General features: G+C 72.5%; 10 protein-coding genes and 1 pseudogene. 9 read left to right on the forward strand and 2 right to left on the reverse strand.

The window, feature by feature from the left end; genetic code table 11:
• Positions 1 to 65 precede the first annotated feature (65 nt).
• Complete coding sequence (locus ABZ635_RS22360) at positions 66 to 425, forward strand: STAS domain-containing protein (RefSeq protein ID WP_357768508.1); 360 nt, start codon at positions 66 to 68, stop codon at positions 423 to 425.
• Positions 426 to 506: 81 nt separating this feature from the next.
• On the opposite strand, the gene glmS is transcribed toward ABZ635_RS22360, so the two are convergent.
• Positions 507 to 2,360 (reverse strand): glutamine--fructose-6-phosphate transaminase (isomerizing), encoded by a 1,854-nt coding sequence (gene glmS / locus ABZ635_RS22365; RefSeq protein ID WP_357768510.1) that lies wholly within the window; start codon positions 2,358 to 2,360, stop codon positions 507 to 509.
• Positions 2,361 to 2,694: 334 nt separating this feature from the next.
• On the opposite strand from glmS, the gene coaA reads away from it, so the two are divergent.
• The 4 genes from coaA to ABZ635_RS22385 all read left to right on the forward strand — a co-directional run bounded on the left by coaA (position 2,695) and on the right by ABZ635_RS22385 (position 8,053).
• Positions 2,695 to 3,600 carry a type I pantothenate kinase gene (coaA, locus tag ABZ635_RS22370; protein ID WP_357768525.1) on the forward strand — a complete coding sequence of 302 codons (906 nt, stop codon included), beginning with the start codon at positions 2,695 to 2,697 and terminating at the stop codon, positions 3,598 to 3,600.
• 89 nt (positions 3,601 to 3,689) lie between these two features.
• Positions 3,690 to 3,995 carry a hypothetical protein gene (locus ABZ635_RS22375; protein ID WP_357768512.1) on the forward strand — a complete coding sequence of 102 codons (306 nt, stop codon included), beginning with the start codon at positions 3,690 to 3,692 and terminating at the stop codon, positions 3,993 to 3,995.
• 202 nt (positions 3,996 to 4,197) lie between these two features.
• Positions 4,198 to 6,351: an ATP-binding domain-containing protein gene (locus ABZ635_RS22380; RefSeq protein ID WP_357768514.1), complete on the forward strand. Its 2,154-nt coding sequence runs from the start codon at positions 4,198 to 4,200 to the stop codon at positions 6,349 to 6,351.
• Between the two features lie 112 nt (positions 6,352 to 6,463).
• Entirely contained in the window at positions 6,464 to 8,053 is a 1,590-nt protein-coding gene (locus tag ABZ635_RS22385) for a tetratricopeptide repeat protein (RefSeq protein ID WP_357768516.1), read from the forward strand.
• Between the two features lie 179 nt (positions 8,054 to 8,232).
• On the opposite strand, the gene ABZ635_RS22390 is transcribed toward ABZ635_RS22385, so the two are convergent.
• The gene (locus ABZ635_RS22390) at positions 8,233 to 8,961 is read right to left on the reverse strand and encodes a DUF998 domain-containing protein (RefSeq protein WP_357768517.1); all 729 of its coding nucleotides are present in this window, start codon (positions 8,959 to 8,961) and stop codon (positions 8,233 to 8,235) included.
• A gap of 237 nt (positions 8,962 to 9,198) precedes the next feature.
• Here ABZ635_RS22390 and ABZ635_RS22395 point away from each other — a divergent pair, with 237 nt between their 5' ends.
• From ABZ635_RS22395 to ABZ635_RS22410, 4 genes and pseudogenes are all read left to right on the forward strand, one after another.
• Positions 9,199 to 10,101: a universal stress protein gene (locus tag ABZ635_RS22395; protein ID WP_357768519.1), complete on the forward strand. Its 903-nt coding sequence runs from the start codon at positions 9,199 to 9,201 to the stop codon at positions 10,099 to 10,101.
• 325 nt (positions 10,102 to 10,426) lie between these two features.
• On the forward strand, positions 10,427 to 12,235 hold the full coding sequence (locus ABZ635_RS22400) for a phosphoenolpyruvate carboxykinase (GTP) (protein WP_357768527.1): 1,809 nt from the start codon (positions 10,427 to 10,429) through the stop codon (positions 12,233 to 12,235).
• Positions 12,236 to 12,508: 273 nt separating this feature from the next.
• Positions 12,509 to 13,291, forward strand: a complete 783-nt coding sequence (locus ABZ635_RS22405) for a hypothetical protein (protein ID WP_357768521.1) — start codon at positions 12,509 to 12,511, stop codon at positions 13,289 to 13,291.
• Between the two features lie 19 nt (positions 13,292 to 13,310).
• Positions 13,311 to 13,394 (forward strand): annotated as a pseudogene (locus ABZ635_RS22410) (DNA repair ATPase); the annotation flags it as partial.

Raw genomic sequence — 13,394 nt, forward strand, 5'->3', positions numbered from 1 at the left:
TGCATGTCGGTATTTGTCCGGCAGCCCCAGGCAGACCCCACCGACCCCGAACACGGGAGTAAGGCGTGGCCGTTACCGACCCGGACCAGGAGCGCTTCCGCTGCGACGGCGTGGTCGTCGTCCACCTGAAGGGCGAGATCGACATCGCCACGGCCGAGGGCGTGTTCGCCCGGTTGGCCTCCTCGGTGGTCGAGCACTGCACGGTCGTCGATCTGTCCGGGGTGGGGTTCATCGACGCCTCCGGAGTGAACGCGCTGGTCGGCGCCGTACGGGTCGCCTCCGGCGCCCAGCGCCACCTGCTGGTGGCGAGCCCGCCACGGCAGCTGAGGCGCATCCTGGACGTCCTGGACCTGTACGGCACCCTGCCCACCCACGCCAACGCGGAGCTGGCCCTGGCCAGCCACGAGGCGCACGCCCTGCGCTGACCGCCCGGGCCCGTACGCGAACGGGGCGCGCCGCCGGGGGTTGCCCGTGCGACGCGCCCCCGAACCCGGAGACGTCCCGGCCTACTCCACGGTCACGCTCTTGGCGAGGTTGCGGGGCTGGTCCACGTCATTGCCCTTGGCCAGGGCGAGCTCGCACGCGAACACCTGCATCGGGATCGTCGAGACGATCGGCTGGAGCAGGGTCGGCACCGCCGGGATCTCGATGAGCACGTCCGAGTACGGACGCACCGACTCGTCGCCCTCCTCGGCGATCACGATGGTGCGGGCGCCGCGGGCGCGCACCTCCTGGATGTTCGAGACGATCTTGTCGTGCAGCACGCTGCGCCCCTTGGGCGAGGGCACCACGACGACCACGGGCAGGTCGTCCTCGATCAGCGCGATCGGGCCGTGCTTGAGCTCACCGGCGGCGAACGCCTCGGCGTGCATGTACGCCAGCTCCTTGAGCTTGAGCGCGCCCTCCATCGCCACCGGGAAGCCCACGTGGCGGCCGAGGAACAGCACGGTGTCGGCGTCGGCCAGCGAACGGGCCAGCTCGCGGACGGGCTCCACCGTCTCCAGGACCCGTTCGATCTGCTCCGGCATGGTGGCCAGCTGCGCGATCACGGCGTTGATCTCGTCGCCGAACTTCATCCCGCGCACCTGGGCCAAATAGAGCCCGACCAGGTAGCAGGCGGCCAGCTGGGTGAGGAACGTCTTGGTGGCGGCCACCCCGACCTCCGGCCCGGCGTGCGTGTACAGCACGCCGTCGGACTCGCGCGGGATCGTGGAGCCGTTGACGTTGCAGATCGCCAGCACACGGGCGCGCTGCTCGCGGGCGTAGCGGACCGCCATCAGGGTGTCCATGCTCTCGCCGGACTGCGAGATGGCGATGACCAGGGTCTGCTGGTCCAGGATCGGGTCGCGGTAGCGGAACTCGCTCGCGACCTCCACCTCGCAGGGGACCCGGCACCAGTGCTCGATCGCGTACTTGGCGATCAGGCCCGCGTGGTACGACGTGCCGCACGCGATGATGACGATCTTCTCGACCGACCGCAGCTCGGCGGGGGTCAGCCGCATCTCGTCCAGGGTGAGCTGTCCGTCGACGGAGACCCGGCCCAGGAGGGTGTCGGCGACCGCCTTGGGCTGCTCGACGATCTCCTTGAGCATGAAGTAGTCGAAGCCGTCCTTCTCGGCGGCCGACGCGTCCCAGTCCACGTGGTACTCGCGCACGTCCACCGGGTTGCCGTCGTAGTCGGTGACGACCACGGAGTCGGCGCGCAGCTCCACGACCTGGTCCTGACCGAGCTCGACCGCCTCACGCGTGTGGGCGATGAACGCCGCCACGTCGCTGGCGAGGAAGTTCTCCCCCTCGCCCCGGCCGACGACCAGCGGCGAGTTGCGGCGGGCCGCGACGACCAGGCCCGGGTCGTCGGTGGAGACGGCCACCAGGGTGAAGGCGCCCTCCAGACGCCGGCACACGGAGCGCATGGCCCCGGCCAGGTCGCCGTCGCCGCGCCGCTCCAGCTCCTTGCTGAGCAGGTGGGAGGAGACCTCGGTGTCGGTCTCGGACAGGAACTTGCAGCCCTGCTCCTCCAGCTCCATGCGGAGCGCGGCGAAGTTCTCGATGATGCCGTTGTGGACGACCGCCACCCTTTGGCCGTTGTCGACGTGGGGGTGGGCGTTCACGTCGTTGGGCGCGCCGTGCGTGGCCCAACGGGTGTGACCGATCCCGGCGCCGTCGCCGGAGACCGGGTGGTCCTCCAGGGCCTGGCGCAGGTTGGCGAGTTTGCCCGCCCGTTTCTCGGAGCGCAGGGCCCCCTCGCCCAGCACAGCGACACCCGCGGAGTCATATCCGCGGTACTCCAACCTCGCGAGGCCGTCCACGACGACCTCTAGCGCCGGTTGCGGCCCGACGTAGCCAACGATTCCGCACATGGCCGCCAGCGTAGGCCAAAAGATGTCCGGAATCGACCAACCAGTGGTTCATACCACTGATTGTTTTCCCAGGTGGCGGTATAGACCATTTGGTGTATGCGGGGTATACCACGCAGGTGGGAGGGTGGGAGAGAGCGTCGAGTGGGGTCGGGACGGACCGCCGCGAACCCGTGCGAAAAACCTTGCGTGTCGTCCGCGTGAACGTGTGGTGTCGGGCACCCGCGCCCTCCGCCACCGGACAATCGGGGGACCGGCTGCCCGGAGTGGGGGAGCGCCTCGTCTAAGGTGGTCAACCGTGTCTCACGCGACGAAGAACGGCATCTCCTCGCCGTACGTGGAACTGGACCGCGCGGCCTGGGCCGCCCTCCGGGCCTCCACACCCCTGTCCCTGACCGAGGCCGACCTCAGCGACCTACGGGGTACCAACGACCCCACCTCCCTCGACGAGGTCCGCGACATCTACCTGCCCCTGTCGCGGCTGCTGAACCTCTACGTGGGCGCCACCCAGCAGCGGCACGCGGCGGTGCGCGCCTTCCTCGGGGAGTCCGACCGGCCGTCGCCGTTCATCATCGGCGTGGCGGGCAGCGTCGCCGTGGGCAAGTCCACCACCGCCCGCCTGCTGCGCTCCCTGCTCGCCCAGTGGCCCAACCACCCGGACGTCGAGCTCGTCAGTACGGACAACTTCCTTCACCCGAACGCCGTCCTCCAGTCGCGCGGGCTCATGCGCCGCAAGGGATTTCCGGAGAGCTACGACCGGCGCGCCCTGGTGAGGTTCGTGTCGGAGATGAAGGCCGGCGCGGACCGCCTCGACATCCCCGTCTACTCGCACCTGCACTACGACGTCGTGCCCGGTGAGCGGCAGACCGTGCACCGCCCCGACATCCTCATCGTCGAGGGCATCAACGTGCTCCAGCCCGCGACCGCCGGACGCCTGGCCGTCGCCGACTTCTTCGACTACTCCATCTACGTGGACGCCAAGGTGGAGAGCGTCCGCAGCTGGTACCTGGACCGGTTCCGGGAGCTGCGACGCACCGCCTTCTCCGACCCGCGCTCCTATTTCCACCACATGGCCACGACCATCGACGAGAACGAGGCGATGGGGTTCGCGGCCAACACGTGGCAGACCATCAACGAGGTCAACCTCGTGGAGAACATCCGCCCCACGCGCGGCCGGGCCACCCTCGTCCTGTTCAAGGGCGACGACCACCGGGTCAGCCGGGTGCGGCTGCGCAAGACCTGACCCGGCACCCCCGCCCCGTCGGCCGGGGCGGGGGCCCGACAATCCGGTGAACGGCCCCGTGCTCCCCGCCTCATGGTTACCGTGACCCTATGGCCACTCCTAACGAGTACGTCCCCACCCCCACCGAGGTCGTCGCGTCATGGATTCCGCATGACGCCCGATGGGACAAGCAGGCCCGCGCCGCCGCCCGCAGGGGCGTCTCCGACCTGCGCCAGTACGTCGTCGGGCTGGTCTCCGACTACCGGGACGGCGGCGTCGAACTCACCGACGAGTACGACCGCCGCACCATCGACGCCGTCGTCGAGGACGTCGAGACCGGCGGGGGACTGGGCCGGGTCCGCTGGGACTCGGTCCGGGAGGCGATGCTCGTGCCGGACCGCGCCGACGTCTGGTAGCCGTGAGCCCGGTTCCCCCGGGCCGGGGAACCGGGCCCCCGGAGCGCTCTCCTCGGGTAGGCTCACGGGTTCGGCATCACCGCCCCGTCCGGGCGTGGTGCGCGCTCATGGATCGGAACGAACCGGGCCCTCGCGGCGACCGGGGCGGGACCGCGCGCACGCGTGAGGCCGCGTCCCGTCCCACCGAACCACGAGGTCCGCCATGACCACCATCGATTCCTCAGCCGTACCCGCGGACCCGGAGATCGCCGCCGAGAGGCGCGCGCTCGCCGACGCTCGCACCGCACTGCGCCGCATGCGCGAGACGGTCGACGCCACCGAGCTCCTCTTCGGCGACGCCGCCAAGGACAAGGTCACCGACGCCGCCCTGCGCCGCGGCCGCGAACGGCGGCTGGCCGCGCTGGCCGACATCCCCGGTGCCCCGCTGTACTTCGGGCGCATGGACTTCGAGCCCGGAACGGTCTTCCTCGACGACGTCCCCGACGACCGGTCCCCGCACGGCCCCGCCGACGAACCCGACCGCATCCACATCGGCCGCCGCCATGTGCACGACGGCCACGGCCGCCCCGTCGTCCTCGACTGGCGGGCCCCGATCAGCGTCGCCTACTACCAGGCCTCCCCCGCCGATCGCATGGCCGTGCGGGTCCGCCGCCGCTACGGGTTCGGCACCGTCGTCGGCGAGGACGGCGAGCCGGAGTCGGTCCTCACCGCCTTCGAGGACGAGGACCTCATGGCCGGAGCCCGGGCCCCCGAGGCCTCTCCGGGCAGCCAGCTCCTCGACTCCGAGATCGAGCGCCCGCGCACCGGCCCCATGCGGGACATCGTCGCCACGATCCAGCCCGAACAGGACGTGCTGGTCCGCGCTCCCCTGGAGACCACCCTGTGCGTGCAGGGCGCGCCCGGCACCGGCAAGACCGCCGTGGGCCTGCACCGCATCGCCTTCCTGCTGTACAGCGAGCGCGAACGCCTCTCCCGCTACGGTGTGGCGATCGTCGGCCCCAACCGGTCGTTCCTCTCCTACATCCAGGACGTGCTCCCCGCGCTCGGAGAGGTGGACGTGCACCAGACCACCGTCAACGAGCTCCTCACCCGGGACCTGCCGGAGCGGTCGCGTCCCGCCCAGGGGTGGGTGCGCCGTACGGAGACCCCCGAGGCGGCCCGCACCAAGGGATCGGCCGTCATGGCCGAGGTGCTCCGCCGTGACCTGTGGTCGCACCTGCGCACCCCGCAGGAGGCCGTGGTGGTGCGCCAGGGCGCACGCCGCTATCGGCTCTATCCGGAGGACCTGCGCCCCCTCCTCGACGAGCTGTCCGAGCGCGGTGTTGCCTACGGCTCGGGGCGCGAGCTGCTGTCCCACCGCATGGCGCACGCCGTCCTGAGCCTTATGGAGGCCGAGGGGCAGGTCTGTGACGACCGCACCCACACGCGGGTGCGCCGCGACCCGGCGGTACGGGCGGCCGTCACGGCCCTGTGGCCCAAGGCGGACCCGCTCCGGCTGGTCCTGGGCCTGCTCACCGACCCCGAACGCCTGGCCCGCGCCGCCGACGGCCTGCTCAGCCCCGAGGAACAGCGGACCCTGCTGCTGCCCGGGAACCCGCGCGGCCCCAAGTCGGCGCGGTGGTCCGAAGAGGACCTGGCCCTGGTGGACGAGGCGGCGGCGCTGATCGAACGGGTCCCGGGGCTGGGCCACGTGGTCGTGGACGAGGCCCAGGACCTGAGCCCCATGCAGTGCCGTGCGATCGGCCGCCGCGCCGGTTCCGGTTCGCTCACCGTGCTGGGCGACGTGGCCCAGGGCACCAGCCCCTCGGCGGCCCGGAGCTGGAGCACGCTGTTGGAACACCTGGGAAAGCCCACCGGCCACCTGCACGCCCTGAACCGGGGCTACCGGGTTCCGGCGCAGATCATCGACTTCGCCGCACGCCTCCTGCCGTCCATCGCCCCCGGTCTGGGGGCTCCGGTGGCGGTGCGGCGTTCGCCGGGCGCCCTCCGGCTGCTCCCGGCCGAGGGGGACGTCGTCGCGGGTGTCGCCGAGGCCTGCCGGGACGCGCTCACGGGAGAGGGCTCGGTGGGGCTGATCGCCGCCGACCACCAGCTGACCGGACTGCGCGAGGCCCTGGAAGCGGCGGGGGTGGACGCCCCGCTCCTGGGAGAGGCCGGCATGGACGGTGCCCGGCTGGTGGCGGTCCCCGCCAGCCTGGCCAAGGGACTGGAGTTCGACGCGGTGGTGGTCGCCGAGCCCGCCGCGATCGCGGAGGCCGAGGAGCGCGGCGTGAACCGGCTGTACGTGGTCCTCACCCGCGCGGTGAGCTCCTTGTACGTCGTGCACGCCCGCCCCCTGCCCGACGCGCTCGGCTGACCCGTCCCGCCGTCCCGCCCCCGGGACGGGCGGAACGCGAAGACGGGTGCAACCCCGCGCCCGCCCCCGCCGTCGGACCTGGTGCGGACACACGCGCGGAAGGGGGAACGGCATGAGGGGTGTGGTCCTGGACGACCTGCGGGAACCGGTCGGCACCGGCGACCCGGGTTTCGACCGGCGGGTGCGGGGGGCGGTCGGACGCGGCGCGGCCGACGAACTGGAGGCGCTGTGCGCGGAGGCGGAGGAGCGGTTCGGCGCCGACCACCCCGACACCCTCAGCCTGCGGGTGCACCTGGCCCTGTGCCGGGAGGGACAGGGGGACCCGGCCGGGGCGGCCATCGCGCTGAGCGGCGCGGCGGGACGGCTGTCGGACACCGCCGGACCGCTACACCCGCGCATGCTGGCGCTCCAAGCGGAGATCGCCCGCCTGTGGGGCGAGTCCGACCTCACCGACCTGGCCGCCGACAGCTACCGGCGGTTGGCGGAGGCGGTCGAGCTGGCCCGGGGCGCCGACGACCCGGGGGCGCTGGCCGCCTTCGAGCGGTTCGCCTGGTGGACGGGGAAGACCGACCGGGTCGACGCGACCGTGGCGGCCTACGCGCGCCTCCTCGTCCGCCAGCGCCGGGCGCTCGGTCCCAACCACGAGGACGTCCTGGAGGCCCGAGCGGAGCTGATCCGCTGGCACGCCCGGGCGGGCGACGCCACCAGCGCGGCCCGGGCCTGCGCGGACCAGGTCGCCGCCCGCGAACGCGTCCACGGGCCGGGACACCCCGACACCCTGGCGGCCCGGGTACTCCTGGTGCGCTGGCGGTCCCGGGCGGGGGACCACGTCGGGGCGGTCCGGGCCGGGGAGGACCTGCTCGCGGCCCGGCGGGCGGTCCAGCCCGAGCACCACCGGGAGGTCCTCAACACCCGCCGCCTGCTCGCCGAGCACCGTACGGACGCCGGTGACCTGCTCGGCGCCGACCGCGACTACGCGGACCTCCTGCCTGACCTGGAGCGCCACCTGGCTCCTGACCACCGCCTGACCCTGCTGGCGCGGGTCGGTCGGGCGCGCCTGCTGTTCCTGTTGGGCGACCCGGAGGCGGCGGGGGCGGTGGTCGCGGGGGCGACCGGAGCCCTCGCGCGCGTGCTGGGAACCGGTCACGAGTCCACCGTGGAGGCCCGGTTCCTGACCACTGTGGCCCGTGTGACCGCGGGGGACCCGGACGGGGCGCTCGCCGAGGCGGGGGCGCTGCTGCCCGATCTGAGGCGGTTGCACGGGGACGACCACCCCGCGACCCTGTTCGCCCGCGCGCAGGTCATGGAGGCCCGGGGCGACTGCCGGGTGGGTGCCGTCCACGAGCGTCTGCGCGAGCTCTGGGAGCCGGAACTGGGGCCGTCGCACCCCAACGTGCTGCTGGTCCGTCTGCGCCTGGCCGCCCAGGGCGATCTCACGGGGGAGGAGGGACAGCGGCGGCTCACCGAGCTGTTCGACGAGTTCGGCCTGGTGATGGGGCCCGACCACGGGCTGACCGTGATGTTCCGGGCGTTCGTGATCACCCTGCGCTCGGACGCGGCCACCGCCCTGGCCGAGCTCGGCGACCTCTACCGGGGGTGTGCCACCGTCCTGGGGCCGGAGGCCGCCGGGACCCGGGCCGCGCTGGAGGCCTACACGGAGTGGCGGGGCCACGTGCTCGGGGAGGCGGAGCGGTCCGCGTGAGAGTCACGAGATGGCGGGTACCGCGGCCCCGGGACCCGCGCGGGCCCGAACCCCGTCCCCCCGGGCCGGGTCGGCCCGGGCCGGGGGTGCCCCAGCCTTGTGGGCCCCGCGCCCGCGCAGCGCTGCGGGGCGGTCCCGCCCAGGGCCCGCGCCCGGCCGAGCGCCGGAAGGAGCACCGGTCAGCGGGTCGGGTGGCCCGTGGTCCGGAGACGGCGATCGCGCTTCCACTGCCCCGGTACGACCCCCGCGGCCAGCAGCCACAGCGCCACCGTCACCAGATGGGCGCGTTCGGCCAGGCCGAGGGCGACCCCGGGCGCACCGTCCCCGGAGGCCGCGAACACCAGCGCGGCCAGCACCAGGACCGCCGCGGCGGCCGCAGCCTGCGCGACGGTGATCACCGCCAGGACCGCCCAGGCGCGGTCCCCGGCGTCCCTGCGGTCCAGCGTCAGCGCGGCGGAGGCCACCAGGGCGGCCAGGGTGGCGACCACGGCCAGCACCGGCTGCGCCGCCGTCGCCCCCTCCACCCCCTCCACCAGGGACTCCACGGTGCAGGCGGCGTCGGTGGACACCACGCACCGGCCGGGCAGCAGGGAGGCGGCCAACGACGCGGCGCCGAAGACGGCCATCGACCACCAGGACAGCGTGAGCCAGCGGCGCGGACGCCGGGCCCCCAGCGCCAGGCCCAGCCCGGCGGCGAGGGCCACCAGGATCGCGGCGGTCCGGTACGCGCTGTCGAGGAACTGACCGAGGGCGGAGTGGGGGTCGGCGAGGGCCCCTGAGGGCACCCCGGAACCGGCGGGGAGTAGGACCTCCACGGTCCACAGGCTGTAGACGACGGCGGCGGCCACGGCGGCGACCCGGCCGTCCCGGTGGTCCCAGTGCAGTGTCGCGCTGTTCGAGTCAGGCATCGCGCCCCCAGTCTCCACGGCGGAACTCGTGTCGTTTCCTATGACGCGCCGACGCGCCCATACGTTCCGTCGCCGACGGAACACGGTTCGTTCCGGCACCCCGTGTCGGTCAACTCGCGGCGGCACTGTTATCCACGGGTGTGTGTTCGAGCGGCATCATCGTGGAACACCGCGGGACACCGGCCGGTAGGTCCGGCAACCGCACGGGTATCGACGACCTACGGAAGGGCGCACGTGATGAACGGCGCAGCCACGGCGCGTTGGGTGATCGTGGGGGTGGACGGCACCGACTCCAGCAGGCACGCCCTGGAGTGGTCCGCTCACCAGGCCGCGCTCCGTGGTCTCGGGGTACGGATCGTCGCCGCGGCGGGCCCGGTCTCCGCCGACGACTTCGGAGTCTGGGACGGCGCTGGGGAACACACCGGGGGCGGCGCCGGGGCGGGCGCCCGACTCCTGCTCGACCGCGCGGGCGACTGGACGTCCCGGCTGTTCCCCGAACTGTCCGTCCAGACCCGTCTCTCCCACGCCCGCCCGGCCGACGCCCTGGTCGCCGAAGCCTCCGCCCCCGACGCGGTGGCCGTGGTGGTGGGCTCGCGCGGGCTGAGCGGGATCGCCGCCGCGTTCGTGGGGTCGGTTGGCATCGAGCTGGCCGCCCGTTCCCCGGTTCCGGTGGTCGTGCTGCCGCGCGACCACGCCTCCGCGCACGGGGTCCGCAGCCGCGTCATCGTGGGGGTGGACGGTTCCGGGCCCAGCCGCCACGCCATGGAGTTCGCCTTCTCCCAGGCGGCATTCGCCGACGCCGACCTGGTCGCGGTGAGCGCCTGGCAGCCCCTGGTCGCCTTCGCGGCGGCCACCGGCCCGATCCCGCCGGAACTGTTCGACGACGCCACCGCGGCCGAGGCGGCCCGGCACGCGCTGGAGGAGGAACTCGCCGACCTGCGGCTGCTCCACCCCGAGGTGCGCGTCCACACCCGCGTGGTGCGCGCGCACCCGGTCGTCGCCCTACTGGAGGAGGCCACCCCCGCCGACCTCATCGTGGTGGGATCGCGGGGGCGAGGAGGCTTCCGGGGGCTGCTGCTCGGTTCGGTCAGCCACTCGGTCCTGCACGGGGCCCGGGGGCCGGTCGCCATCCTCCGCTGAGCGCCCCGCCGCGCGACAGAGGTCTATTCCTGGGGTTCGGCGCATCCCGTCCGTTGTGTGACGAACAGCACCGTGTGTCGGTGCGGGCGCCGATTCCGCCCCCGGTACGGGCGAAACCGGCTCCGAACAGTGCCGGAGCGCGGTCCACGCGGAGGTGTTCCGGCACGTACCCGAACTCCTCGAATCCCTTGCTGTGCAGCGGAATCGGTTCCCTCCATGGGGGCCGTATAGACCATTGGCCTAGTCCAATTGGTCAGCTTCGGCGGTCGTCGTTCATGATGCGAGGGATCTCGTAATTCGATGAGGAGCCGTTGTGACTGCTGACGTGGGTACCGATGTGGGCGCCGCCCCGACCAAGAACGAGGAACTCGTCTCCTGGGTCCGTGAGGTCGCTGAGCTCACCCAGCCGGACGAGGTCGTCTGGTGCGACGGCTCCGAGGAGGAGTGGACCCGCCTGACCGACCAGCTGGTCGAGCAGGGCACCTTCACCCGCCTCAACTCCGAGAAGCGCCCCAACAGCTTCTACTGCACGTCGGACCCGACCGACGTCGCCCGCGTCGAGGACCGCACCTTCATCTGCTCCGAGCGCGAGGAGGACGCCGGTCCCACCAACAACTGGATCGCCCCCGACGAGATGCGCGCCACCTTCGGCGAGGTCTTCAAGGGCTCCATGCGCGGCCGCACCATGTACGTCGTGCCCTTCTGCATGGGCCCGCTCGGCGGCGACATCTCCCAGCTCGGTGTCGAGATCACCGACTCCGCGTACGTCGTCGTCTCCATGCGCATCATGGCCCGCATGGGCGCCGCCGCCCTGCGCCTCATCGAGGAGCGCGGCGAGTTCGTCAAGGCCGTCCACTCCGTCGGCGCCCCTCTGGAGCCCGGCCAGCAGGACGTCGCCTGGCCCTGCAACTCCACCAAGTACATCTCGCACTTCCCCGAGACCCGTGAGATCTGGTCCTACGGTTCCGGCTACGGCGGCAACGCCCTGCTCGGCAAGAAGTGCTACGCGCTGCGCATCGCCTCGGTGATGGCCCGCGACGAGGGCTGGCTCGCCGAGCACATGCTCATCCTCAAGGTGACCTCCCCCGCGGGGAAGTCCCACTACGTCGCCGCCGCGTTCCCGAGCGCCTGCGGCAAGACCAACCTGGCCATGCTCCAGCCGACCATCCCCGGCTGGAAGGTCGAGACCGTCGGCGACGACATCGCCTGGATGCGCTTCGGCGCCGACGGACAGCTGCGCGCCATCAACCCCGAGGCGGGCTTCTTCGGCGTCGCGCCCGGCACCGGCGCCAAGACCAACGCCAATGCGGTGGAGACCCTCCACGGCAACAGCATCTTCACCAACGTCGCGCTCACCGAGGACGGCGACGTGTGGTGGGAGGGCCTGACCGAGGAGCCCCCGGCGCGCCTCACCGACTGGAAGGGCCGGCCGTGGACCCCCGAGTCCCCGGAGCCCGCCGCCCACCCGAACTCCCGTTTCACGACCCCGGCGGGGCAGGCCCCGACCATCGCCGACGAGTGGGAGGACCCGGCCGGCGTCCCGATCTCCGCGATCCTCTTCGGCGGCCGTCGCGCCACCGCGGTGCCGCTGGTGTCCGAGTCCTTCAGCTGGCAGCACGGCGTGTACCTGGGCGCCAACGTCTCCTCGGAGAAGACCGCCGCCCAGGAGGGCTCGGTCGGCGAGCTGCGCCGCGACCCGTTCGCGATGCTGCCCTTCTGCGGTTACAACATGGGCGACTACTTCGCCCACTGGGTGCGGGTCGGCAAGCAGGCCGACGCCTCCAAGCTGCCGAAGATCTTCTACGTCAACTGGTTCAAGAAGAACGCCGACGGCAAGATCGTGTGGCCGGGCTTCGGCGAGAACAGCCGGGTCATCAAGTGGATCGTCGACCGCCTGGAGGGCGAGGCCGCCGCGGTCGAGACCCCCATCGGCTACCTGCCGACGGCGGACGGCATCGACACCGAGGGCCTGGACGTCTCCGCCGAGGACATGGAGTTCGTCCTCGACGTCGACACGGAGGTCTGGAAGAAGGAGGCCGCCCTGGTCCCCGAGTTCTTCGCGACCTTCGGTGACCAGCTGCCCAGCGAGCTCTGGGACGAGTACCACGCGCTGCTGAACCGCCTGGAGAAGTAGCGCTCCCCCCGACCGGCCGACCCCTCCACTCGGCCGGTCACCTCCCGAGAGGGTGCGGACACCGCGGTGTCCGCACCCTCTTCGCGTGTCCCGCCGCCCGACCCGGCACGGCGGGTTCGGTGCGGGGGATGTGTCCGGGCAGGTCAGGACATGGGCGAAAGGTCTCCGGTGGAGGCGGCCACGGCCCGGTGACGCTTTCGGATTTCCCCGAAAGGGGCGCGGTGCCGCGTGCTAAGGATGGTCCGTCCTCTGCCGAGAATCCGGGAAAACCACATGCTCACGTTGTCCGTCATCCTCTCCCTCGTGGCCGTTCTGGCCGTCATGGTCGGCGGCGCCGTCCTGGCCGCCCGGCGCTACCAACTCACCGGTGACACGGCCGGTGGCGCGGTGGGCGTCGTCATCGCGCCGTGCGTGCTGTCGCTGTACCTGGTCGCCGCGGCAATGGCGGTGGTCATCGGGTGGGAGGACTACAAGTCGGCCGAGGACGACATGATCGCCGAGGCCGGCGCGGCCCAGGCCCTGTACTGGAGCAGCACCGCGATCCCGGGGGCCGAGGGCGAACAGGTGCGCGTCCAGCTGCGCACCTACATGGAGACGGTGATCGAGGACGACTGGCCCCTGATGGAGTCGCAGGGCGAACTCAGCCCCGGCGGCGACGACGACCTGGCACTGCTCGCCGGGTCGGTGCGGGGCCTGTCGGTGTCGGACACCGGCGACGGCCTGGACCGGCTGACCGCCCGGCAGGAGGTCACCAAGCTCAGCGACGCGCGGAGTCAGCGCGCCGACGCGGCCGAGGACCAGATCCCGAGCGCCCTGTTGGCCATCTCGGCGCTGACGGCCGTGGTGATCGCGGTGCTGCCGTTCGCGATGATCCGGAAGGGGTCCGGGCCCGCCTACTTCTGGGCCGCGGTGAACCTGGTGTTCGTCTTCGGCACGATCGTGCTGCTGTTGTTCATGGGCAACCCCTACAACGGGATTCTGGCCAACGACGCGGGCGCGATGGAGGACGCCGTGGCCGCGTTCGACCGCGCCGACCTCACCCTGGACCGGCCGTAGTAGCGGCGCCGGCGGCTACTACCTGGCCACCGGGGTCGCGCGGACCTTCGACACCGACGTCACCGACCTGGAGTTCGAGCGCGTCGTGCGCTCGCCCAACGGC

It is taken from the genome of Nocardiopsis sp. NPDC007018 (assembly GCF_040635075.1).
Taxonomy (GTDB): domain Bacteria; phylum Actinomycetota; class Actinomycetes; order Streptosporangiales; family Streptosporangiaceae; genus Nocardiopsis.

What these genes read in the sequence shown, in the direction of transcription:
- ABZ635_RS22395 (WP_357768519.1), top strand. Translation starts at nt 9,199, where the DNA reads ATGAACGGCGCAGCCACGGCGCGTTGGGTGATCGTGGGGGTGGACGGC.
- ABZ635_RS22405 (WP_357768521.1), top strand. Translation starts at nt 12,509, where the DNA reads ATGCTCACGTTGTCCGTCATCCTCTCCCTCGTGGCCGTTCTGGCCGTC.
- ABZ635_RS22385 (WP_357768516.1), top strand. Translation starts at nt 6,464, where the DNA reads ATGAGGGGTGTGGTCCTGGACGACCTGCGGGAACCGGTCGGCACCGGC.
- glmS (WP_357768510.1), bottom strand. Translation starts at nt 2,360, where the DNA reads ATGTGCGGAATCGTTGGCTACGTCGGGCCGCAACCGGCGCTAGAGGTC.
- ABZ635_RS22375 (WP_357768512.1), top strand. Translation starts at nt 3,690, where the DNA reads ATGGCCACTCCTAACGAGTACGTCCCCACCCCCACCGAGGTCGTCGCG.
- ABZ635_RS22380 (WP_357768514.1), top strand. Translation starts at nt 4,198, where the DNA reads ATGACCACCATCGATTCCTCAGCCGTACCCGCGGACCCGGAGATCGCC.
- ABZ635_RS22390 (WP_357768517.1), bottom strand. Translation starts at nt 8,961, where the DNA reads ATGCCTGACTCGAACAGCGCGACACTGCACTGGGACCACCGGGACGGC.